The 21,363-nt window shown below is 62.0% G+C and carries 21 protein-coding genes; 7 read left to right on the top strand and 14 right to left on the bottom strand.

Going from position 1 to position 21,363, the window contains the following annotated elements:
* Positions 1 to 9: 9 nt before the first annotated feature.
* From BP737_RS09690 to BP737_RS09680, 3 genes are all read left to right on the top strand, one after another.
* Complete coding sequence (locus tag BP737_RS09690) at positions 10 to 297, top strand: 50S ribosomal protein L30e (protein ID WP_292410692.1); 288 nt, start codon at positions 10 to 12, stop codon at positions 295 to 297.
* Positions 298 to 301: 4 nt separating this feature from the next.
* Positions 302 to 751 (top strand): NusA-like transcription termination signal-binding factor, encoded by a 450-nt coding sequence (locus BP737_RS09685; RefSeq protein WP_292410690.1) that lies wholly within the window; start codon positions 302 to 304, stop codon positions 749 to 751.
* A gap of 143 nt (positions 752 to 894) precedes the next feature.
* The gene (locus BP737_RS09680; RefSeq protein WP_292410688.1) at positions 895 to 2,133 is read left to right on the top strand and encodes a hypothetical protein; all 1,239 of its coding nucleotides are present in this window, start codon (positions 895 to 897) and stop codon (positions 2,131 to 2,133) included.
* 15 nt (positions 2,134 to 2,148) lie between these two features.
* On the opposite strand, the gene BP737_RS09675 is transcribed toward BP737_RS09680, so the two are convergent.
* Genes BP737_RS09675 through BP737_RS09665 form a run of 3 tightly spaced genes read right to left on the bottom strand, consistent with a single transcriptional unit; the run spans position 2,149 to position 8,484 of the window.
* Positions 2,149 to 3,180 carry a DUF1786 domain-containing protein gene (locus BP737_RS09675; RefSeq protein ID WP_292410686.1) on the bottom strand — a complete coding sequence of 344 codons (1,032 nt, stop codon included), beginning with the start codon at positions 3,178 to 3,180 and terminating at the stop codon, positions 2,149 to 2,151.
* 43 nt (positions 3,181 to 3,223) lie between these two features.
* On the bottom strand, positions 3,224 to 8,230 hold the full coding sequence (nrdD, locus tag BP737_RS09670; protein ID WP_342686155.1) for an anaerobic ribonucleoside-triphosphate reductase: 5,007 nt from the start codon (positions 8,228 to 8,230) through the stop codon (positions 3,224 to 3,226).
* A complete protein-coding gene (locus BP737_RS09665) occupies positions 8,227 to 8,484 on the bottom strand; it encodes a glutaredoxin family protein (RefSeq protein WP_292410680.1) in 258 nt (85 codons plus the stop codon). Before BP737_RS09665 ends, nrdD begins: the two co-directional genes overlap by 4 nt.
* Before the next feature lie 209 nt (positions 8,485 to 8,693).
* Between BP737_RS09665 and thpR the strand changes: the two genes are divergently transcribed.
* From thpR to BP737_RS09645, 4 genes are all read left to right on the top strand, one after another.
* A complete protein-coding gene (thpR, locus tag BP737_RS09660; RefSeq protein WP_292410678.1) occupies positions 8,694 to 9,233 on the top strand; it encodes an RNA 2',3'-cyclic phosphodiesterase in 540 nt (179 codons plus the stop codon).
* Complete coding sequence (gene cca, locus BP737_RS09655) at positions 9,230 to 10,603, top strand: CCA tRNA nucleotidyltransferase (protein ID WP_292410676.1); 1,374 nt, start codon at positions 9,230 to 9,232, stop codon at positions 10,601 to 10,603. The genes thpR and cca overlap by 4 nt, the downstream gene beginning before the upstream one ends.
* A 351-nt stretch (positions 10,604 to 10,954) precedes the next feature.
* Positions 10,955 to 11,380, top strand: a complete 426-nt coding sequence (locus BP737_RS09650) for a MarR family winged helix-turn-helix transcriptional regulator (RefSeq protein WP_292410674.1) — start codon at positions 10,955 to 10,957, stop codon at positions 11,378 to 11,380.
* A gap of 15 nt (positions 11,381 to 11,395) precedes the next feature.
* A complete protein-coding gene (locus BP737_RS09645) occupies positions 11,396 to 13,375 on the top strand; it encodes a heavy metal translocating P-type ATPase (RefSeq protein WP_292410672.1) in 1,980 nt (659 codons plus the stop codon).
* Positions 13,376 to 13,432: 57 nt separating this feature from the next.
* Here BP737_RS09645 and BP737_RS09640 read toward each other — a convergent pair whose 3' ends face one another.
* The 11 genes from BP737_RS09640 to BP737_RS09590 form a co-directional block, all read right to left on the bottom strand.
* The gene (locus BP737_RS09640) at positions 13,433 to 14,014 is read right to left on the bottom strand and encodes a helix-turn-helix domain-containing protein (protein WP_292410670.1); all 582 of its coding nucleotides are present in this window, start codon (positions 14,012 to 14,014) and stop codon (positions 13,433 to 13,435) included.
* 212 nt (positions 14,015 to 14,226) lie between these two features.
* Complete coding sequence (locus tag BP737_RS09635) at positions 14,227 to 14,877, bottom strand: type IV pilin N-terminal domain-containing protein (RefSeq protein ID WP_292410668.1); 651 nt, start codon at positions 14,875 to 14,877, stop codon at positions 14,227 to 14,229.
* Positions 14,874 to 15,485: a type IV pilin N-terminal domain-containing protein gene (locus BP737_RS09630; protein ID WP_292410666.1), complete on the bottom strand. Its 612-nt coding sequence runs from the start codon at positions 15,483 to 15,485 to the stop codon at positions 14,874 to 14,876. The genes BP737_RS09635 and BP737_RS09630 overlap by 4 nt, the downstream gene beginning before the upstream one ends.
* A complete protein-coding gene (locus BP737_RS09625) occupies positions 15,482 to 16,141 on the bottom strand; it encodes a type IV pilin N-terminal domain-containing protein (protein ID WP_292410664.1) in 660 nt (219 codons plus the stop codon). Before BP737_RS09625 ends, BP737_RS09630 begins: the two co-directional genes overlap by 4 nt.
* A complete protein-coding gene (locus tag BP737_RS09620; RefSeq protein ID WP_292410662.1) occupies positions 16,135 to 16,797 on the bottom strand; it encodes a type IV pilin N-terminal domain-containing protein in 663 nt (220 codons plus the stop codon). The genes BP737_RS09625 and BP737_RS09620 overlap by 7 nt, the downstream gene beginning before the upstream one ends.
* A gap of 388 nt (positions 16,798 to 17,185) precedes the next feature.
* The gene (locus tag BP737_RS09615) at positions 17,186 to 17,878 is read right to left on the bottom strand and encodes a type IV pilin (protein ID WP_292410660.1); all 693 of its coding nucleotides are present in this window, start codon (positions 17,876 to 17,878) and stop codon (positions 17,186 to 17,188) included.
* Positions 17,878 to 18,606 carry a type IV pilin N-terminal domain-containing protein gene (locus tag BP737_RS09610; RefSeq protein WP_292410658.1) on the bottom strand — a complete coding sequence of 243 codons (729 nt, stop codon included), beginning with the start codon at positions 18,604 to 18,606 and terminating at the stop codon, positions 17,878 to 17,880. The genes BP737_RS09615 and BP737_RS09610 overlap by 1 nt, the downstream gene beginning before the upstream one ends.
* Before the next feature lie 35 nt (positions 18,607 to 18,641).
* Positions 18,642 to 19,283, bottom strand: coding sequence for a type IV pilin N-terminal domain-containing protein (locus tag BP737_RS09605; RefSeq protein ID WP_292410656.1), 642 nt, complete (start codon positions 19,281 to 19,283; stop codon positions 18,642 to 18,644).
* Positions 19,280 to 19,918, bottom strand: coding sequence for a type IV pilin N-terminal domain-containing protein (locus BP737_RS09600; RefSeq protein ID WP_292410655.1), 639 nt, complete (start codon positions 19,916 to 19,918; stop codon positions 19,280 to 19,282). Before BP737_RS09600 ends, BP737_RS09605 begins: the two co-directional genes overlap by 4 nt.
* 26 nt (positions 19,919 to 19,944) lie before the next feature.
* A complete protein-coding gene (locus BP737_RS09595; protein WP_292410653.1) occupies positions 19,945 to 20,616 on the bottom strand; it encodes a type IV pilin N-terminal domain-containing protein in 672 nt (223 codons plus the stop codon).
* The gene (locus BP737_RS09590) at positions 20,610 to 21,332 is read right to left on the bottom strand and encodes a type IV pilin N-terminal domain-containing protein (protein ID WP_292410650.1); all 723 of its coding nucleotides are present in this window, start codon (positions 21,330 to 21,332) and stop codon (positions 20,610 to 20,612) included. The genes BP737_RS09595 and BP737_RS09590 overlap by 7 nt, the downstream gene beginning before the upstream one ends.
* Positions 21,333 to 21,363 lie beyond the last annotated feature (31 nt).

Here is a 21,363-nt window from a genome sequence, read left to right as displayed (position 1 = left end):
AATTACAGTATGGACTTTAATGCTTCGCTACGTAAAGCTGTGAAGACCGGAACCGTGTTCCTCGGCCAGAACAAGACCCGGGAATGCATCGAAGAGGGCAAGGCCAAACTTGTTGTGGTGGCCGCCAACAGCCCCGAATCCGTCAAAAACCTTGTGAAAGAGATCGATATCCCTGTCTACGTCTACGAAGGCTCGAGCGTCCAGCTCGGGAAAGCCTGCGGTATGCCGTACGTCGTCAGTGCGCTTGCTGTGATCGAGCCGGGTGAATCCGATATCCTGAATGCTGCGAGAGTGTAGGACTATGCCACAGGTCGTGCTGACTGAGGAGTGCATGCGCCTTATCTCCCAGTTCGAGAGCCTCACCGGCGCAGGCAGCCGCGACTGCATCGTTGACAACCGCAACGAGCGCATCATCTTCGTGATCAACCCCGGCGATATGGGACTTGCCATCGGCAAGGGCGGGTCGAGCATCAAAAAGGCGTCCGACGTGATGGGTAAACGGATCGAGGTCGTGGAGTACGCTCCTGACCCGGCCCAGTTCCTGCGGAACTGTTTCCTCCCCGCTCAGGTCACCGGTATCGAATTCTCTACCAATGAGGAGGATCTGCAGGTCGCCCTTGTCGAGGTGCGGGATGAAGACCGGGGTCTTGCCATCGGTAAGGGCGGGAAGAATATTTTCAAGGCAAAGGTTCTTGCGCAGCGGCAGCACGATATCGCCGATGTCCAGCTGGCACAGAATGAGGTTGCCTGAATCCCTCTTTTTTGGTCGTTGTTCGTGTTCCACCCCGCGGGTGAGCGATCCGGAAATTCCGGAGGGGCATCTCTATCCGGGAAGTCCCGGGTGTTTCCCGATCAGAAATCTATTTATATTCGTCCGTGCTCCATGAGACTCTCATGAAGAGGGGGTCCGGTGGGCGCGTGGATCTTCACGTCTCTGCAGTGGAACGGGCAGCGTTGTCAGGGGGCCTTCTCCTCGCATCCCTGGCCCTGGTGCTCTGTGTCGGCCTGGCTGCTCCTCCCGCGTCCGCTCTCCCGGACACCGGGGAGAATGCGACTGTGACGGCAACGACCGTCCCCGAGACGGACGACTTCGACGACGAGGAGTCTGAAGAGACGGCGATACCGACCCTGGAAAGGTATGCACCGCCGCGACCGGGCGCAACGATGGCGAAAGCGCACCAGTCGCACGACCGCCCGCTGGTCCAGAGCAGTCACCACCTTGTCGGCCCCGCCGCAGCCTCCCGCACCTCGGAGGAGAATGAGACCGAAACGCCGCTTGAAGCCGCCGGGCCGCGCGACGGACTGTTCGTCAAAGGTGTCGGGGTGCTCCTCCCCCGGACTCCGGAGGACGTCGCCCTCACCCGGAACGGGGTTGAGATTGCAAACCTCGAATGGCTGCTCGACACCGCCATGCACCTCGGCGGCCGGCACCCCCGGGTCGCGTTCGAGGGGGAGACGTTCACCGTCACCGTGACGGTTGAGGCCCGGAACGTGTCGATCACCGAAGAGAACCCGGCCTATGTCGTCCTGGTGCCGCCGCCGGGCGAGACCGGGGTCTACGAGATCACGCGGACACGCGAACTATCGGGTCTCCGGGACGGGGAGCGCGGCGCCTGGGAGTTCTCGGTCACCACCCGCACCGGAAGGCTGACGCTCGACAACCTCACCCTCCCGGAGGAGCGGCTGGTCACCAACCTGACGTCGAACCCGGACGTTTTCGCCTTCCAGGCATACGCTTTTACCGGCGACCAGGAGGTCCCCTCTGCAGGCTTCTCCGACCCGGTGATCGCCGTCCGACCCGACGCGGGAGCGGGAGCGGCGGCGGAGTTGCCCCTCCCCGAACTCTATACGCTTGCAGGCATCGAAAATTCGACGCTCCTCCCGTCGGAGACATTGACCGACGCGTGGGGGCGGGGCGTCGGCCACGAAACAATCGTCGCCGGGGCAACCGGGCACCTTGAGGCCCTGCAGGGCCTCGGGACGGAACACCTGGGGGTCATCTACGACAAAGAAGAGGGCGGCGCGGCGGAGGAATCGGGTGTGTCCCCGTCGTCGCCGCTCGACCTGTTCGCGAAGTTCTTCCGCGGGCTCATGGGTCAGATCTCGGGGACGACAGAGGCAGGCTCTTCGTGAGACATGTTACCCCGATCACCCCTCCCGAAACCGCTTCCAGAGGTATGCGAGCCCGAAACACCCCGAGAGCATCATGTCCCCGAAAGGTGCCGCCTGGTAGGCCTCCGGCAGCAGCCGGAGCCGGTTTGGGCCCGTGACGACCACGGCATCGGTGGCGAGGGGTTTTCTGATCGCCGCCCCGTGACCGCCGTCGTCGAAGACCTCCTTCGAAGTCAGCGTGCCGTCGGTGAGCCGCCGGACGTAGTGTTGCAGTTTTGCGGGGTCGAGCGCGCCGGTGTGATGTTCAAAGAGCCCGTAGATCTCGTGTCCTTTCAGGGTAAAACAGAGGGTGTGCCCGTTCCCGGCGTTGACGAGGGTCACCCCGGTCTCCGCCATCTGCCGGACGTTCGGGTCGCAGAGCGCCCCGATGAGGGCGACCGGCCCGGTGTCGGTGACGAGCGCACCCGGGGCCTGCTTTAGCGCCGCCTGCATCCGGGTCATATCGGGAAGGGGCGGGTCGGTGGCGAGCGAGAGGAGGTTCCAGTCCCCGTCTTCCAGCCGGTCCCGCATGAGCTCGAACCGGTGGATACGGTTGCTCCGGTGCGGGGAATAGCCGTGATCCTGGACCGCGATCGCGACGTTCTCCGGGTATTCGACGCCGAAGAGCGTGAGCGCTTTTCGGATCTCCGGTTCCATATAGTCGGTGGCGTGAACCCTCGCCGCGTCCTCCGGCGGGGTGTCCCTGATCGTAACGCCAATCGCACGCACCCTCTCTAAGTCGTCGTGGATGGTCACGGCGGCTTCGGGAGTGGCATAGACGGGAAGACCTGCTGCGAGGTGCGCCCGTATCGCGTCGGTGCTTGCGCCGCCGCCCATCAGGAACCCTTCCAGGAAGACCGGGCGCCCGGCTTCGGTCGCCTGCCGGACTCTCTTTGCCGTCACCACGGTCGGGGAGGGGAGGACCAGTTTGATGCTGTTCTCAATCGTTCGGCCGGGTTCGTAGACCAGGATGTCCTGGGTGCCCCGGCCGACGTCGATAGCGAGAAGTGATGCCGTCAGATCAATCATCGATCAGAATCTCCTTACACGGCCAAAAAAGGTACGATAGCGGTCAGGCGTCCGCCCGGTTCGCCGCCGGGGACACCCCGCCCACCTTCCCCTGGTCCGGGTGCTTCGGCCTGAGGTCCCGGTACTCCTTCAGGGAGACCGTCAGGTCCCGGGTGAAGGCGAAGTAGCCGATCTGGGTCGTCCGGCAGAGGTTCATCGCCATCTCCATCAGCCCCCGGGGGTCGGGGCGTGCCTCTCCGAGCCAGATATGAAAGATGTTCCCGCCGTCTACGATGGGGAAGAAGACATGCTCGATCTCGATCCGTTTCGTGAGCGGGACCGGGGCCGCCGGAGTGACATGGGTCCCGTTGGTGTAGTAGATGGGGAGGTCGAGCGTCGTGCCGAGCATCTCGAGCGCCCGATCCGCGTCGCCCTTGACGACCTTGATCGCGTGGTCCCGGAACCGCTCGTCGAGGAGGTCGGCGACCGCAAACCGCTGGCCGGTCGTCTCCGCCGGGGTCCGGGCAAGAGCAATCGTCATGTTGTGCTTCTTTGAGAGTTCGCGGGAGTACATCTCGAGTTCGGTCATGGCCCGGACGGCGAGGCGGAACGCCTCTTTTGACTCGTGAAGCTGGTGGCCGGTGAAGTGCTGCACCATCTCGTTGACACCGACGACGCCGATGGTGTAGACGAGTCCTTCGAGGTCGACGGCAACCGCACCGCGTTCACCGGTATTCGGGTCTTTCGGGCGCTGCATCGCAAACGGCATCCGCCCGTTCGCTCGAATGAGGGACATCCACCGGCGCTTGATCCGGTAGAGTTCGACGGCGGTGTCCATGAGCGACTTCAGCTCGGCAAAGAGCCGGTCCTGGTCGCCTTCCGCCTTATATGCCGCCCGCGGGCAGTTGATGGACATCACCTGCCAGGAGCCCATCGAGAAGTGCTTCCCCTCCCGGAAGTAGAGTTTGTCTTCAAACTCGTCGTCCTCGTTGGCGAGGGAGGAGAACTGATAGGCGCAGCAGTTTCCGGTCACGATGCCGAGCGCGGTCGAGAAGGTATGGGTGCCGGTGACGTCGACGAGGTCGTAGACGTAGCCGTTGTAATCGACCGGTTCGATCGAGCGGATGCGGAGCGGGTGGATATCTCCCCGGGCGAGCCTTCCCGTCCCGGCATCGCGGACGACGGGGGGGAGGACCAGCGATACCTGGATTCCCTCTATTCCGCCGAAATTGCATCTGCTCGCGCAGGCAATGCCGACGCACCCGGTTCGGGCTTCTCTCTCCGGGAGGTGCGTGAAGGTCCCGTCGGTCTGCCGGCCCTGCGGCACCTCCGCACGGCATCCGGTCTCCGCGTAGAACCTGTCGATCTGCTCCTGAGCCGTGATCCTGCAGATATAGGTCTTTTGCGGGGCTTTCCTGGTTTCCCGCTCGGCGTAGCTCATCTGCACGCCGAGTTGTCCCGCAAGCCAGATCAACTTCTGGACAGCGTCCCGGGAGGCTGTATTCAGCCTGATGCTCCGGGCACGGCGGCCGGAGGTCGTCCTCCCCGTCGTGCAGAAGGCCGCACCGAGGTAGTTGCCCGCGAGGGTGCGGTCGAGGTTGAAGAGAAGGTCGGGCACCGTTTTATTCTCCCCGGAACCGCACCCGAGGGCGTCGACCAGGAGATATACGAGTTTGCTGTTGATGACGACGGTGGTCCCCGTCGCCGACTTGCGGACCTGCGGGACGCAACCGAGAGCGGTGCGGACGCAGGCAGCGGCGTCCGCCGCAATCTCCGATTCGTGCCCCTTAAACGAGAGCCTGACGGTGTACCGCCGCCCGGCACGGTCGCTCGACCCATCCCTGAGATAGTAGCCGAGGAGCGTTACGAGGTCGCGGCCGACCGGGAGGGTGCGGGGCAGACCGGGCCGTCCGGCGCTCCGGAGCCTCACGCCGTCTTCGGTGACGCGGACTGAATCGGCGTATCCCGCCCGTGTGAGGACCTCGAGAACATCGAGCTCCGTGATCGGGTCTTCGCAGAATCCGCTGGTTCTTAACACCGGCAGGTAGTCGCCGGTCTCGAGGTCCCCGGCGGTCTCTTTCGTGAACCCGTCGCCGTTCAGGACATAGACCGGGTGATCGGGGGTGACGGTGATCTTCCGTCCCGACTCCAGGGTGATCCGGAGGAGGTCCCCGGTATATCGCCGGCGCATCACGCCCCGAAACGGACGGAGCGACGCTTCCAGAGTGGTGAAGTCGACGCTCGGGGCCTTCCCGTCGTAGTAGGCGAGTTCCGTGCCGAAGGGATCGACCCGCCGTCCGTTCGTCGCCGCGGCATCGAAGAGGTCCCGGATCGCCCTGACGGCAACCCTGCCGTCAGGGTCGGCGACCGGGACCAGTTCGTCGCCTGCAAGGCACTGGTAGCATGAGATCCCCTCCCCGGCGCCCCGGTAGCCGGGGATCTGGTTGTCGTAGTAGGGGGTGCCGTACTTGGACGCGAGTTCGAAGGTCATCAGGTAGAGGTCCTGGTAGGTCGGGAGGTCGGGGTGCTCGCGGTTGAACTCCTCGTTCTCGACGAGGAAGTCGGGTTCGATGCTGATCTCGGGTTTCGGGAAGGAGAAGGGCTTGCCCCAGTAGTCCCCTTCGAGCATCACCTCCATCAGCGCCTTGAAGAGGAGCCGGACCTCCCGCTCGAACTCGCCGTAGGTCCGGAGCGGCGCCTGTTTTCCGTCCCAGACCTTGCCGCGGTAGACACAGGGTTTGTCCTTCCAGAGGGTGGGGACGCCCGGGGAGAGCTGGACCGACGAGAAGACCACCTGGCCGCCCCGGGCGACCATCATCTGGGTCATCTCGTAGACGAACATCTGCATCAACTGCTTGATCTCGCCGTAGTCCATCCCTTCGAAGAAGGGCGCCATGAACGTGAGGAAGTTGTAGTAGCCCTGGCCGCCGGCGAAGTTCGTCTGGGCCGAGCCGAGCGCCTTGACCGCGTGGAGGACCGCCACCTCGGCCCGTTTCGCGGGGCCGGCGACCGATGCTTTCGTCCCGTTTCCATCGGGCATCAGGCCGTAGTAGAAGAAGTAGCGCAGGTCCCAGTCCTGGCAGTTGTGGATGAGAAGGCCGTCCGATGCGTAGAACGTGTGGCTTTCCTCGCTCCCGTCGCCGTCGAGGAAGAGGTCGTAAACGTACTCGCCGGTGGGCTCCGCAGGCCCGTTATCGAGAACGGTCTCTTCCCGCCCGGCGGTCTGTATTCCCTTCACCGTGGAGAGGAACCTGTCGATGTGGTCCTGCCGTTCGTCGAGGAACGTGGCGTACCGGGCGAACGTCTCGATGTTCCTTCTCCCGTTGAGCTGGAGCCGGTAGAGCGTCCGTCGCTCCTCCTCGCCGTAGGGTTCGACGATATACGGCGACATCCCGAGTGAGGCGAGCAGAAGCGAGAGTTCCTGCCGGAGTTCCGGCGATGCGGTGGTGTAGTTGACGATGCAGTCCGACTTCTCCGGGCGGTAGTATGTCGAACCGTCTCCGGTGAAGAGAGCGGAGAGGAACTCGTGGAGGAGCACGTCGTCTAAGTGGTAGACGATCCAGGGGAGGCGTTTTCCTGCTGCTCCCTCAGGGATGGCAAAGACGTAGCGGAAGAGCAGATAGGCCGCCTTGCCGCCGAAGTAGACCTGCAGCGCCCGGTTTCGCTCCACCTCGACCCCGTAGATGGTCGTGGTATCGGGAGCGCCGCCGGCGATCGTTGCGTAGGTGTTCAGGCAGGTACGCGCCGAGGCCGTGATCGCGGGCGCCTGGTGGTTCTCGGTTATCGCGAGGTTGTACTGCCCGACTGCCGGGACGGCGTTATAGTTCCCCTCCGAGACGAAGAACCCGAGGAGCCGGACGAGTTCCGGTGTAAGTTCAAGGAGTGCGGGCAGTTCGTGTTCGCTCCCCGTAACCCCGATGGTGATCCCGGCGTAGTCCTCGATGCCGTAGCGGCGGGAGAGGGCTGCAAAGAGCGCGACCGGCATGATTCCGCGCGTATACCACTGTTTCTGGTGCTCGACGCCGAGTTCCCGCGAGATCTCGGTGTATGATGCGGCCCGCCCGCTCTGCACCACGTGACTAAAGACCTCTTCGGCCCCGCGGACGTAGACGTTATCGAGGAGTTCGGCCGGAACCGATGCAGATAGTTCCCGGACGAGGTCGATCGATCCGATCGTCTCCCCGCGGAGACCGTCGGTCCCGGAGATCCGGTAGAGAACGTCTCCGGGCCGGATCTCGTCGGCACGACGGATGGCCATCCCCTCTCCGGTCCGCACCGGGATCCGGTGCTCGCCGGTGACCAGGAGCGACCGTCCGCCCGATGTCCGGATCCGGCGCATCTCGCCCGGGTTCACCTTCCGGCGGGTCACCTTTGCGACGCGCCTCCAGCCCTTCGGCGTGAGCGCGGAGAGGTCACGCGGGTGCCATACATCGCCCTCAATCGGGAGTTCGTCGAGGCGAAGACTCCGGATCCGGTTCTCCATCCGCAGGGGTACGACCGTGCTCCCGTCGATACAGAACGGGCGCGTCCCGAAGTATTCCAGGTCGTGGATATGGAGGTCACCACGGAGGTGGTGGTCCGCAAGGGCCGGCGGGAGCTGCAGGAGGTACTGCTCCTTGCTGATCTTGTCCGCCTTCTTCTTGTGCGAGGTCTCGGCGTTCTCCTGGAGGTTGGCGTTGTCGTGGGCTTCGAATCCCCGCCCGACGTCGATGAGGTGCGCGTCGAAGACCGGGGTTCCCACCCTGGTGCAGACGTTGCGGTAGGAGACAAGACCGCGTTCGAGAAGCGTCATGTTGACGATCTCGCGGATCAGGGGCCCGGAGAGCGTCTGAAGGCCGAGCATCTGGATCTTCCTCTCGACCAGCCGGGCGATCTCCTTCGCCGTCTCCTCGCCGGCTCCCCGGGAGTTGTAGAAGGTCTCGACCAGCCGGGTCTCCTCCGTGATCTGCCGGATGATCCGGTCCCGGTCCCAGTTGAGGAGATACCCTCCCGTGGTCCGGACTTTGGGGAGGGTGGGAAGGAATTTCCCGAACAGGGTTGTTTGCGTTGACCTGTGCGCCGCCAACCTCATGCCCCCGCGATCAGGTCGGCGACAAGGTCCTCCTGGAACGCGCCGCCGGCGAAGAGGTCGCCCGCCGTATAGAAGGCGTCGCCTTTCTGCAGCACCGGCGCTTCCTGGACGAATACGCCGTTCATCCGGAGTTCCGTCAGCCCCTCAGCGGACGCCATGTCGCACTCGACGAAGGAAACACCCCTGGAGGCCAGGAACTCCTTGAGAATTTCGCAATTCGGGCAAAATTCGAGTGTATAGACGATGAATTGCATTGTATCGGAAATGATGATTACCCCCAAGAACGGTCGTTATATTTTGGCTCAGAACGGATATATCCTCTGTTATTTGTGTGAGGGTGCCGTTCGCTGCCGGTGAGGGGCTGTCGCGATCTCTCGCGCCGGGTTTGCGCATCCACCGTCTGCCCGGTGCGGCATCCCCGCACAATCACCATTTTGTAGCGTGAGGTGCGATAGTAGATACTATGGTCAGGACGTTCGTTGCAATCGATCTGCCGGAGGATATCCGCGAGCGGGCTCGCGGGTCCCTGGAGGTCCTGAAACGGTCCGAGGGAAGACTCGCCGTCGTCGATCCCGGGAATCTCCATATCACGGTGAAGTTTCTCGGGGAGGTCGATCCGGCGCTGATCGAGCCGATCGTCGCGGCGCTCGGGGGCGTTCGGGTCGACCCCTTCGATCTGACGGTCGGACATCCGGTCTGCAACCCCCCGAAACGGCCGCGGGTGGTCTGGTGCGACGTTGCGGACGCCGGGGAGAGCGCCTCTCTCGCCCGGCAGATGGACGACCTCCTCGCGCCGCTCGGGTTTCCCCGGGAGAAGCGTCCCTTCCGCCCCCACGTGACCCTCGCACGGGTGAAGGAGTTCCACCCCTCGCTTGCCGACGGGGTGGCCTGTCTCTCTCCCGAACCGCTCGGCCGTTGCCGGGTGGAGAGCATCAGGCTCAAGAAGAGCACGCTTACGCCCCGGGGATCGGTCTACGAGGACCTTGCGGAGGTGCCGCTTTGACCCGGTGCCCCTGCGAGGAGGAGGTGCTCGCGAAGATCCGCCCCACGCCTGAAGAGCAGGCTTACGTCCGGGCGATCGGACAGCGCCTGATCGAGGCGGTGGAGCGGTCGGGGATGGCGAAGGCGATGATGGTAGGGTCGGTCGCCCGCGACACCTTCGTCCGGGGCGACCGGGACCTCGACATCTTCATGCTCTTCGACCCCGCTCTCTCCCGGGAGGAACTGCAGGAGCAGGGGCTTTCCCTCGCGCACCGGATCGCGGAAGAGTTCGGCGCGACCTGGCGCGAGAAGTACGCGGAGCACCCTTACGTCAACGCAACGATCGATTCGCTCGATATCGATCTCGTTCCCTGCTACGCCGTCCCGAGCGCCACCGAGATCAAGAGCGCCGTGGACCGGACCCCGTTCCACACCCGCTACATCCTCGCTCACATCGACGGTTATACCGACGACGTCCTCCTTGCGAAGCAGTTTACGAAGGCGGGGGGGGTCTACGGGTCGGACCACATGACCGAGGGGTTTTCGGGCTACCTCTGTGAGGTCCTGACGATCTACTACGGCGGGTTCCGTCCGCTCCTTCTGGCCGCCGCCCGCTGGAGGCCGGGGGAGGTGATCGATATCGAGGAGCACGGGGCAAAGCGGTTCGAGGACCCGCTCGTCGTCATCGACCCGGTCGACCCGGAGCGGAACGTGGCGGCGGCGCTCTCGACATCACGGATGTTCGAGTTCGTGGAGCTCGCCCGCGGCTATCTCGCGGAGCCGTCGGTGGCGTTCTTCTGCCGGCCGCCGTCTCCGCCGCTCACCCGGGAGGTCTTTTCCCGCCTGCTCGCAGCGCGGGGGACGCACCTCTTCTCCATCACGTTTGCAACGCCGGACTACACGCCCGATACGGTGGTGCCCCAGCTCCGGAAGTCTGCGGGGTCGATCCGGGAACTTCTCGAACGGAGCGGGTTTCCGGTAAACCGCATCGATGTCTGTATGGGGGAGGAGCGGTGCATGCTCCTCTTCGAGCTGATGGCCGGGACCGTCCCGGCGATGCGCCGGCATATCGGGCCGCCGGTCTCGTCGAAGGGGAACGCCGGGAAATTTCTCGAAAAGTACGTCCGGGAAGAGGTCTTCGCCGGTCCCTACGTCGAGGACGGCCGCTACGTTGTGGAGATCGCCCGTCCGTTCACCCGGGCCGCCGACCTGCTGCGGTCGAACGCCCTCTTTGACGTCGCGCTCGGGAAACACGTCCGCGGCTCGATGCAGCAGGGATGGACGGTGCGCGCCGGTGCGGAGTGCTGGGATGAGGAGTTTGCCGGGTTCCTTTCGGGGTTCCTGGAGCGGTCGTCGCCGCTTGCGAGGATCTGGCGGACGACGAGACGGTAGGGCGGCGTTCCCGAATTTCACGGCGGCCTGTATATTGCCTGTCGGCTCATTTTCGAGCCTTGCTGGCCCCCTCTCTCGATAGTCGGTCGTGATCCCGGCGGGTATCGCCATGAGGCGGCACTTCGTCGAACTTCTTTGAAGAAGCCGCAGGAGGTCAAATTGCCGATTTTTTTTCGAAACCCGACGGCTTCTCGAGTTCCCGCCTCTTCGGGGGGACCGTGTTTCACGTGAGGCTTCGGTCCGCCTCCCCCCCGTCACCCCGTCCGCCTCAAAATCTGCTCACCCACCTTGCCTTAAGGGATCATTTGATAAACAAATAGTTTGAATATCAAATAGTTTGAGTGTGAACATATGACGGACATGGAGACGATTGAGCAGCTGAATGCGGAACTGGTCGAATTTTTCAACCGTTTTTCGTCCTGGGAAGCATCGGTGATTCAGCCGGGCCCTCTCACCCTTGCGGAGACGCATGCCATCGAGGTCCTGGGCCACCACGGCAGGATGAACATGAAGAGCCTGGCGCAGAGGCTCGGCGTGACGACCGGCACGGTCACCGTCACGGTCGACCGGCTGGAGGAGGGGGGGCTCGCCCGCCGGACGCCGGCGGAGAAAGACCGGCGGTCCTACATTATCGAGCTCACGCCTGAAGGGGAGGCTGCGTTTCTCGACCACCACCACCACCACCTGCAGCTCGCAAAAGAGATCGCATCGGCCCTGGACGACGGGGAGATCGCCGGACTCGTCGCGATCCTGCAGAAGATCAACGCGATCATCTGAAGGGACCGCGGTATCATGGCTCTGGAATGCGACACACACGGGTGGTCCTGCTCGCCCTCCTGCTGCGGGTCTGGCGGTCTGGACGCCCGCGAGGCAGTCAGGATCGGGGCGGCCGGTGTGCTTCTCGGCGCGGCTCTCGCGGCGGAGCACTTTGCGCTCTCTCTCCCGATCCCGGTCGCGGTCCTCTCTCTCGGGTCGCTCGTGCTGACCGGTCTTCCGATCATCGTGGGGACGGTGCAGGGGCTCCTCCAGCGGCAGCGAAACGTGGGAGAACTTGCGAGTATTGCGATTGTGGCTGCGCTGTACCTGGGTGAATTCACCGTCGCCGCGGAACTGGGCTTCATCATGGCCCTGGGCGAAGTGGCGGAGGAGTACGCCCACCGGCGGTCGCGGCGCGATATCGAGGCGATTGCGGCCGATACTCCGAGGTATGCTTTTGTCGTGCGGGACGGGGAGACCGTCCGGGCGGCTCTCTCCGAGATCGGCCCCGGGGACCGTGTGCTGGTCCGTCCCGGCGACGTCGTGCCCGTCGACGGAACAGTCGCGACCGGCACATCGGCCGTCGATGAATCCCACCTTACCGGGGAGAGCATCCCGGTTGAGAAAGGGCCGGGGGATGCGGTGTATGCCGGGACCATCAACCACGACGGCGCACTGCAGGTGACGGTCCTCCGCGTCGGGGACCGCTCGGCCTACGGGAAGATCATGCAGATGGTCCGGGAGGCGGAGGAGCGCCGCCCTCCTTCCCGCCCGCTTGTCGACCGGCTCGCGGTCGTCTACACCCCGGTGATGCTTGCGGCCGCCGGTGTGGTCCTGCTCGCGACGGGCGACCTGCAACGGTCGATCTCGCTTCTCATCGTCGCCTGCCCCTGCGCCCTCCTGCTTGCAACCCCGTCTGCGGTGCTTGCAGCGATCGGCGCCGGCGCCAGGCGAGGAGTCCTTATCCGGGGCGGCGAGTACCTGGAGGCCTGCTCAAAGATCGATACCGTCGTCTTCGACAAGACCGGCACCCTTACCCTCGGAGACCTGCACGTCACGAAGGTGGTGCCGTTCTGCGGGAGAACGGTTGAGGGGGTGCTCCGGGTCGCGGCCGTTGCGGAGGCGGGATCGGAGCACCCCGTCGCCCGGGCTATCCTCGATGCGGCGCCCGAGCCGGGGAGCCACGCGGCGGACGCGACGGAGATGCACCTGCACCCGGGAGGGGGGATCGAGGCGCGGTCCGGGGAGGCCCGCATCGTCGTGGGGAGCGCCCGTCTCCTCGCCCTGACCGGCATCCCGCTGCCGGAGGAGGCACGCGCGGTTCGGGACACCCTTGCGGCTTCCGGCGTCACGCCGGTCTTCGTGGCGGTGGATGAGGAGGTCGTCGGCGTGATCGGGCTGCAGGACCGGCTCCGCCCCGAGTCCGTCGAAGTCATCGAGCGCCTCAGGCGCGAGGGGATCGAGACTATCGCCATGCTCACTGGCGATCACGAGGTGGTCGCCCGCAGGGTCGCGGCGGAGGCGGGAATACCGGAGGATGCGGTTTACGCCGGTCTGCTGCCCGGCCAGAAACAGGAGTATGTGGAAACCCTCCAGACCGGCGGCCGGACGGTCTGTTTCGTCGGCGACGGGACCAACGACGGGCCGGCGCTCGCCCGGGCGGATATCGGGGTCAGCATCGGTTCGAGAGAGGATACGGTCGCCCTCGAGACCTCGCACGTCGTCCTGATGCGCGGGGGCTTAGCAGAGCTTCCCGACTTCCTCCGGCTCGGGAAGAGGGCGGCGCGGACGATCACCGCAAACGTCCTCTTCGCTCTCGCGTTCTCGTTTTCGATGATAGCGCTCGCCGCTCTCGGCATCCTCTCTCCTGCCGGCGGCGCGATAGCGCACCAGGCCGGAACGCTCATCGTGCTCGCGAACTCGGCAAGCCTCGCCGGGAGAGCGTTCGTGGACCTTCCCGGCGGGCGGTTCGGCCGGCACGGGCCCGGGTCCTGTCCGGCAGCGGACGGTCTGTAATGCCGGTGGCAAGGAGGGGTAGAACCCCCCGTTGTCGTTTTTGCTCGGGCGCGGTTCTCATTCACGCAATTTTTCCGGCGCGTCCCTGAGCGTTATTGCGACCCCATACTGGCCGTTGAAAAGCACGACCGGGACATACGTCGCCAGGCACCGTGCCCCGGTTCCGGAGTCGGTCCGGATCTCCGATACCTGCTCCGTGCCCCGGATCGCCCGGGAGAACGTCTCCGATGCGACCAGTTCCTTCAGAAACGGAGATGAGACCGAGACTGCGGCTCTGTCGACGGTCTCCTCCTTTACGAGGCCGAGGCGGGTGCAGCAGGCCGGGTTGATGGCCCGCACCGCAAGGTCCGCGTCGACGACGATCACGCTCTCCTGGATGTAATCGAAGAGTTCAAGGAGCGAGGGGCGGGAGGAGAGGAGGTACACCTTCGCCGAACCGACGGTGCACATCTCGACCCTGCCCGCCGTCACGAGCATGCCCAGGTACTTGGCCGTCGAGCTGCGGTTGAGGCTGATCCTCCGGGAGATATCGGAGATCGAAAGGCCGTGCGCCTCTTCCTTCAGGAGACTCAGGATTCGTGCCGCCCCATTCCCCGACCCGGGAAGGTTGCGGTGGGGGTCGCCCAATTCTGCTGTCATTGTCCAGATCTGTTTTATCTGGCTCAATATATATTGATTTAGTTAAAGATTGCTTGCTCGTGGCCCGCCGGAGGTGGGGAGGGGCGCTCCGTTGAGATGCCGGTGTATGCGGCGGTCTGTCTCTTCCGGGGTGAGACACCGGTTTGTCGCGGTGCCGGGGATTGTACCGTCCGGGGGTGCAAGATCCCGGGAAAAAATGGGTTTTCGGCACCTTACCAGAGTACAATCGAACCTGTCTGAACGGTTTTGCCGCTGACCCGGTCGATGATCGAATACTCAAGAGGCGTGTTCACCATCGCCCTGAAAGTGCCGCTTGCGCCGTCCGGCGTCCAGGTGATGAACCTGCCCTTCTCAACGCTGGTGCTTTCGGAGTTGTCGTAGCAGCCGTCCGCCGTCAGGATGAACGCGTCCCCGGCCATGAGGACGTCGCTGGCGCTGCCGCCGACGCGCCCGAAGTAGCGCGAGTAGGTGTCGTCCTTCGCAATCAGTTTGCCGGCATCGGCGCAGTACTTCGTCGATTGTGACGGGTCAAAGACGGTATCGTAGCCGATGGCAATGACAGTAGTATCGCGGCTCTTGAGCTGGACGGTGATGTCCCGGAGGGAGATGGGGTCTCCGCCCGTGTGCCGGAGCGTGATCCCGTTGTTGACCGTGAATCCTCCCCCATAGTCCGGGACTTCGTTGGTCGGGTCGTTATCACGGATTTCCGTTATCATCGGCGTGACTTCAAAGGTCAAACTCGGGGCCTGCTTCTGGCCGGAGGTTATGGACCCGGAGAACGAACTCACCAGCGCCGCGATGATGATCGTTACGACGAGCATCAGCATAACGCCGACGACCGGGGAGACTGCGTTGTCCTTCATTGTACGTACACCTCGCCCTGGTAGATGGTCTTCTGGCTCGGGATGTGGATGATCTTAACCTCGACGATGCTGCCCGGGCCGAACTCATATTTAGAGTCGGTGATATCGAACCCGAGCATGCTGGTCCCGGACTTCGAACCGGTACCAGCTGTCGTGCCCGAAGTCAGTACGTCCCCGGATACGAACGTGAAGTTGCCGAAGTCCACCTTCGGATCTCCTTGGCCGCCCCGGGTGGGGTCGTTGAGGTAGGGAATCTTCACCTTGACGCCGCTGATCGTCGCCGCGTTCTTTATTGAGGTGACGTCACCCCGCGTCTGGGTACCGTTTGGCGGAGTATAGTAACTCAAGACCCTCATATCCTTTGTCTGGATGGGGTCTCCGCCGAGGTGCTCGATCAGCATGATGTACTGATCCCTGTCCGGCCCGCCGTCGGAGACGATCTTCACGTCCAGCGCTGCAGAAGGTGTCTTTGGGGCTGTTTCTCCGAATGTGCCGGCAAAAGATGCGACGACTGCGGCGATGACGATCGTCACCACGAGCATCAGCATCACGCCGATCACCGGCGAGACCGCATCGTTCCGGTCCGGTCTCTCATTGTCTATGCTCATACCGTCTCTCCGTAGCAAAAGCCATGTGCGAGTATTGTCCCGGAGTCCCGGTCGCTTAATGTATACTCGGTGCGGCCGTCTGTCATCAAGAACTGACCGCTCGAGTAGGTATTGCCACCATGGTAGCCTGGTTCGACGGAGGGATCTTGACGATCTGCCTGGTATCTCAATATCCGCTGCTTTTCCCAGAGATCAGGAATCCTATTATGACCATCCGAATATATGATGAACCTCTCTCCCGCGTTTAAGAGGGGGTTTTTTCTCTCGGTCGCCGAGAGCCCCGCGCCGAACTTCTCCATGCGGACATCCTTTCTCTCACGGTCCGGGTATCCCTGGGTGTAGCCCCTGGAGGGCGGGTCGTTGTACGTGACCAAGCAAACCGCCATAGTCCCATCATCATAACTGAGATCGAGTTGCAACGTCGTGAGGTCCACTGTGTCGCCGCCGACATGTTCAAACACCATGCCCGGGGCCATCGTTGCAGCGTTGTCGACATACGAGGACACACCGACGTAACGGATCTGTGCATTCGGGGCTTTCTTTGTGTCTTCCATCAACCCTCCGCTGAAAGCACTGACGGTGGCCGCAATGATGATCGTTACGACGAGCATCAGCATAACGCCGACGACCGGGGATACCGCGTTGTTGTTTACCATCTCACCATCACATCCTTGTCGTAGATGAATTTCCCGCTCGGTTTGTGGATTACCGTGATATGTACGACCGATCCTTCCTGAAACCCGAACTTATTCCTCTCAGTGGCATCGAATCCTAAGAAGGGATTTCTCGAAAGTTTAAGCCGCTCGCCAGGGCGCAGGATAACCTTTCCAAATTTTCGTGCCTGCGTGTCACCGGGCCCTAACACAACGTTTTGATTCTCGTTGCTCACCTGCGGAGTGAACGGGTCGGCGTTTTTATCCCACGCAGCCGTTCCGTCCGACGGCAGAGATCCGTCGGTTGTGTGTTTGATGGTTTTACTTGCGTTTCCTAGTTTAGCGGTCCCATACGCCTCAGGCAGGGTATAGGTGGTGACGATCTGCAGGTCTCCGGTATAAAGCGCCTCTCCGCCCAGGTTTTCCATATGTACCACAGTGCCCTTTTCACCGGCACGGACATCAAATCCAAGCGATGCAACCGGTGCTTTTTCATTCGTTCCACCTATGCCCGAGGCAAAGCTGCTCACGACGGCGGCGATGATGATCGTTACAACGAGCATCAGCATCACCCCGACGACCGGCGAGACCGCATCGTCTCGCCTTGGGAGAGTATGACCTTTTCCCGCCCCCGATGCTGTCTTGTGTGTTAGAGTCATGTTGTCGTTCTCCGATCCAACAAGTTTAATTTCGTTATATCAATGAATTTTTCATTAACCTGTGGGCTCTTACATCATATTAATCTTTTTTAAATACTCCATTTTCTCAGGGATTTTTAAAAATTATGCTTTCTAAACCCGCATTTCAAACTTGCATCGTGTCTTTGCATTGCATCGGCATTCCGAAGCCTCACCAGGAGAGGTGCGTCGGGGGTTTCGTCCGTACCGAAGAAAGCGTCAGTATCCGGCGCTTGAATGGAACCTTCTTGTGGGACGGGTGCAACGTCTGGGTGACTGCTGTCTCCGTCCGGCATACAACCGCGCCCAATTCCTATGATAAGTAGGAGGGAGCGTGTCTCTCAAAAAAAGTGAAAACCGGCATGCCGGGTTAGAACACGTGTTCCTGTTCCAGGTATCCCTCGGAGTACACCACGCCGGTCTTGAGGTCCGAGAGAGCGTACTTGCTGCCGCCGTCGACATTGACCCTACCGCTTGACCAACCACTGCCTCGGGGATTTGAGAAGCCGAGGTACGGGAAGTAGTTGCTCGAAGAATCACCCTTATAATAAAACTCACAGTAAATGATGAACCGCTCCCCCGGTTCGATGATCGGGTCTTGCAATTCTTCGAGCGTCAGGCCGCTCCCGAACCTCTGCATACGAGAGCCTGCCGCTTCCTTGGGAAGTGTGACAAACCACCTTCCTGCACCGGTCTGTTCCCCGCTGTCCTCGACGTAGCGTGGATCGACGGCGTCGTTGTAGGTCAGCGTAGCCGCTCCCGATGAACCCGAGCCTATACCTCCGACCCAGAGGTTGAGGTTCCGGAGGTCCAGGGAGCCGCCGCCGGCGTTCTTAAAGACAACTCCTATTTGTCCATAGGTCCAGTACGGTGGTTCGGTATCTTTGTAGCCCGCCGAAGACACCCCGACCAGTTCGACCTGGGCGTTCGACGCCGTACCAACATTCGCCGGTAGGGCGGTTGCAAACGAACTGACAACCGCCGCGACGATGATCGTCACCACGACCATCAGCATAACGCCGACGACCGGCGAGACCGCATGCTCCGTGAATTTTTCCGTCATTACCATGTTGCCACCACATCCTTGTCGTACACGGTCTGACCCGACGGCGTGTGGATGATCGTCACGTGGACGACGGACCCCTCCTGGAACCCGTACTTCACCCTGTCGTCCACATCGAACCCGAGGAACGCCCTCCGGTCCTTGAACCAGTACTGTTCGCCTGGTTTGAACTGGCAGGCGCCGAAGCTGGGCGTCCCGGAACCGACCATGCCGTTCCCGGGAGCCAGGCTTCTGTGAGTCAGATCATCAGGCCAATACGCGTTCACCTGGGGGACGAAGGGGTCCGAGTTCGGGTCCCAGGCGGCGTCTTCCATCACGTCCTCGTCGAGGACGCTGCCGATCGCACCGTCCAGCGTGTGCTTGATGGTCTTGCCGGCATTTACCACGTCCACCCCGTTGTAGGTCTCTGGAACCGTGTAGGTCGTAATGATCTGAATATCCTTGGAATGGAGTGTCTCCCCGGCGACCATGGTCAGCACGACGCACTCCGGTCCGGCACCCGGCCCGTTGGTTGTTGCCCCGCGGCCGACGGCATCTCCCGCGCGCATGCTGATCTCGAACGCCGTCGTCGGCGCTGGCTCGGCAGAGTCGCTGAGGCCGCCGGCAAAACTGCTGACGAGAGCGGCGATGATGATCGTTACGACGAGCATCAGCATCACCCCGACGACCGGCGAGACCGCACGCTCGTTTTCGACGAACGCCTTTAGAGTTCTTTTACCTCTATACATTGTCGGTTACCTCGTTTCTGTTCCGGAGCGCAAAATCACCTGAGGATGATTGTGCCGCTCTGCATGGGCTTGCCGCTCAGCTGGTCGGTGATCGTGTACTTGAAGGGTATATCGGTCTGTACCCTGAACGTGCTTCCCGAATCCTCGGGAGACCAGGTGAGGAACCGTCCCTTCACGATCGTTGCGTCGGTGGTCATTGTGCTGTCGTAACAGTCGTCGGCAACGATCATGAACGAATCGCCGACGGTTATCAACTCATCGCCCCCTCCCGGGAGTCCAAAGTATGTATCGTTGCCATCGGGATTCTCTACGATCGTCACTTTCTCCGTATCGACCGCCGCCGACGAGTTGAGATACGTGTTCATATCGAAGTTGATGACGTTCTCCCCCTGTCTCAACTGGATGGTGATATCCCTGAGGGAGAACGAATCCCCGCCGGAGAGGCGGAACGCAATGCCGTTGTTCGGTTTGAAGTCTGCGCCATGATCCGGGACCCCATTCTCCTTATCCTCATCCGTGATACTGGAGGTATACGATACAGCGAGTGTGACCTGCGGCGCAAGCGTCTCGTCCCGCACAACACTGCCGGAGAATGCGCTCACCATGGCGGCGATGATGATCGTCACGACGAGCATCAACATCACCCCGATGACCGGGGATACAGCATTGTCCTTCATTGTACAATCACCCTCCCGCTGTAGAGGTTTTTCTGGCTCGGGAGATGGATGATCTCGATATCGACTGCGGAACCTCTCTTAAACCCGTATTCTTCGCGTAGCTCCTGCGTCGTGAGATCATTCAAGCCGACAAGGGCGGCTCCGGTCCCTAGAGAGGCCCCCGTGCTGAGTACGTCCCCGGGAGCGAACGTATACTCCCCGAAGTTCGTGCCCGCGTCTCCGGGTTTACCCCGGGCGATGTCGTTGAGGTACGGGACCTTTACGGATGCGATCGTCTCGCCGTTGATCTTCATATTCGCCACTGTCGCATTTCTTGTCATAGCCGTCAATTCTCCGCGCTGCATGGTCTTCCCTGTCGTCGACGGCGGCGTATAATAACTGACGATCCGCATATCGGACGTCGGGATGCTGCTCCCGCTGTGGTGCTCGATCAGCATGACATATTGCGGGTCCGCCGAGTTGCTCCCGCCGTTGGACAGGATCTTTACGTCAAGGGCCGCTGCCGGTGCTGTTTCGGTGTTCCCAAAGGCGTTTCCGGCAAAGACCGATACGAATGCGGCGATGATGATCGTTACGACGAGCATCAGCATCACGCCGATGACCGGCGAGACCGCGTCGTTCTTATCTGAATTCATACGTTTTCCGTTCCTGATCTGATTGTTCATAATACACTTCCCACGAGAGTGCCCGAGGAGATGGCAGTTCCAGTATTTCTGTCGATGAGCGTGTAGGCCGTCCTGCCGCTCACCTCGAACTCGCCGCTGGAATACGGCGGCGCTCCTGGGGGTGCTCCTAGGCCGCGGCGATCCGCAACATAGGCCACACGTCCATAGGTGCTGTCTCCGTTCGTGATGTAGCGGTCAGCGTGGATGATGAACCGGTCCCCGGCCTTGATCTTTGAGTTGGCCACGGTTGTGGCATTCCTCACATCATTAAGGACCCCGACCTTCTTCATCCGGTAGGTGAAATCTTCCGATAGACGGACTTCATTCGGCGCAGTGACCTCGCGATATGTCTCCGACGGTGCGTCGGCATACGCGATCGAGGCCTCGTCTCCCCCGGCCATCGTCGACTTCAGGTGAAGTTCCAGGTCCGAGAGGAGCAGCGTCTCTCCGCCTTTATTCTCGAACACGAGACCGATCTCCCCAAGGCCGTCTATCGGCCCCGTCAGCACCCCGACGTATGCGACCTGGGTTTGGGGTGCGGTGTGCGTATCCGAGACGAACCCTGTGGAGAATGCGCTCACCGTTGCTGCAATGATGATCGTGACGACGATCATCAACATCACACCGATGACCGGGGATACTGCATCTTCGTTTCCTCTCCTCACCATGGTACAATCACATCCCTGTCGTAGATAATGCTCCCGCTGCCGGTGTGAATGATCGTCACGTGCACGGTAACCCCTTCGCCGAACCCGTATCCCGCGGACTTTTTCGTATGCCAGTCGTAGACGCAACGCTGGTCCGTCTCAAACCCAAGGAAGTTGTCGCGGTCGAACGTGAGCCGACTGCCTGGCACAAGAATCGCCGTCCCGAACGTCTGGTCCGCGGTTCGCGTGGAGACGATGCTGTCGTCGTTGGTCACCTGCGGAGTAAACGGGTACCCTGCGGCGCTCTGGTCGAGGGCGTTTTCTGGAATCGGGGCAAGCCGTCCGTCGATGGTGTGTTTAATGACGCGCCCGGCCTCTTGCAGCGAGCTACCGTCATGGCCCGCGCCCCACATCTCCGGAACGGTGTACAAGCTGACGATCTGGAGGTCCTTTGTCGCCAGAGGATCGCCGCCCAGGTGTTCGATGGTCACGTTCGTGTCGTTCGGCCCGGCAACCATCTTGATTGCCAGCGTCGCCGCCGGTGCCTTACTGCTGCTGGACCCGAGGCCCCCGGCGAAACTGCTGACGATCGCGGCGATGATGATCGTTACGACGAGCATCAGCATCACGCCGACGACCGGCGAGACCGCATCATCGTTCACCGGGGCGCAGATGTGCTCTTTTCCCCGGCATCGGTGTTCTTTCCAGGATAACATGTCCATGTCGTTGTTCTCCATCAGACAAATTAATTTTAGTTAGATAAAATTA

It is taken from the genome of Methanoculleus sp. UBA291, from assembly GCF_002499755.1.
Lineage (GTDB): Archaea > Halobacteriota > Methanomicrobia > Methanomicrobiales > Methanoculleaceae > Methanoculleus > Methanoculleus palmolei.
This window is presented reverse-complemented; position numbering and strand designations above follow the sequence as displayed.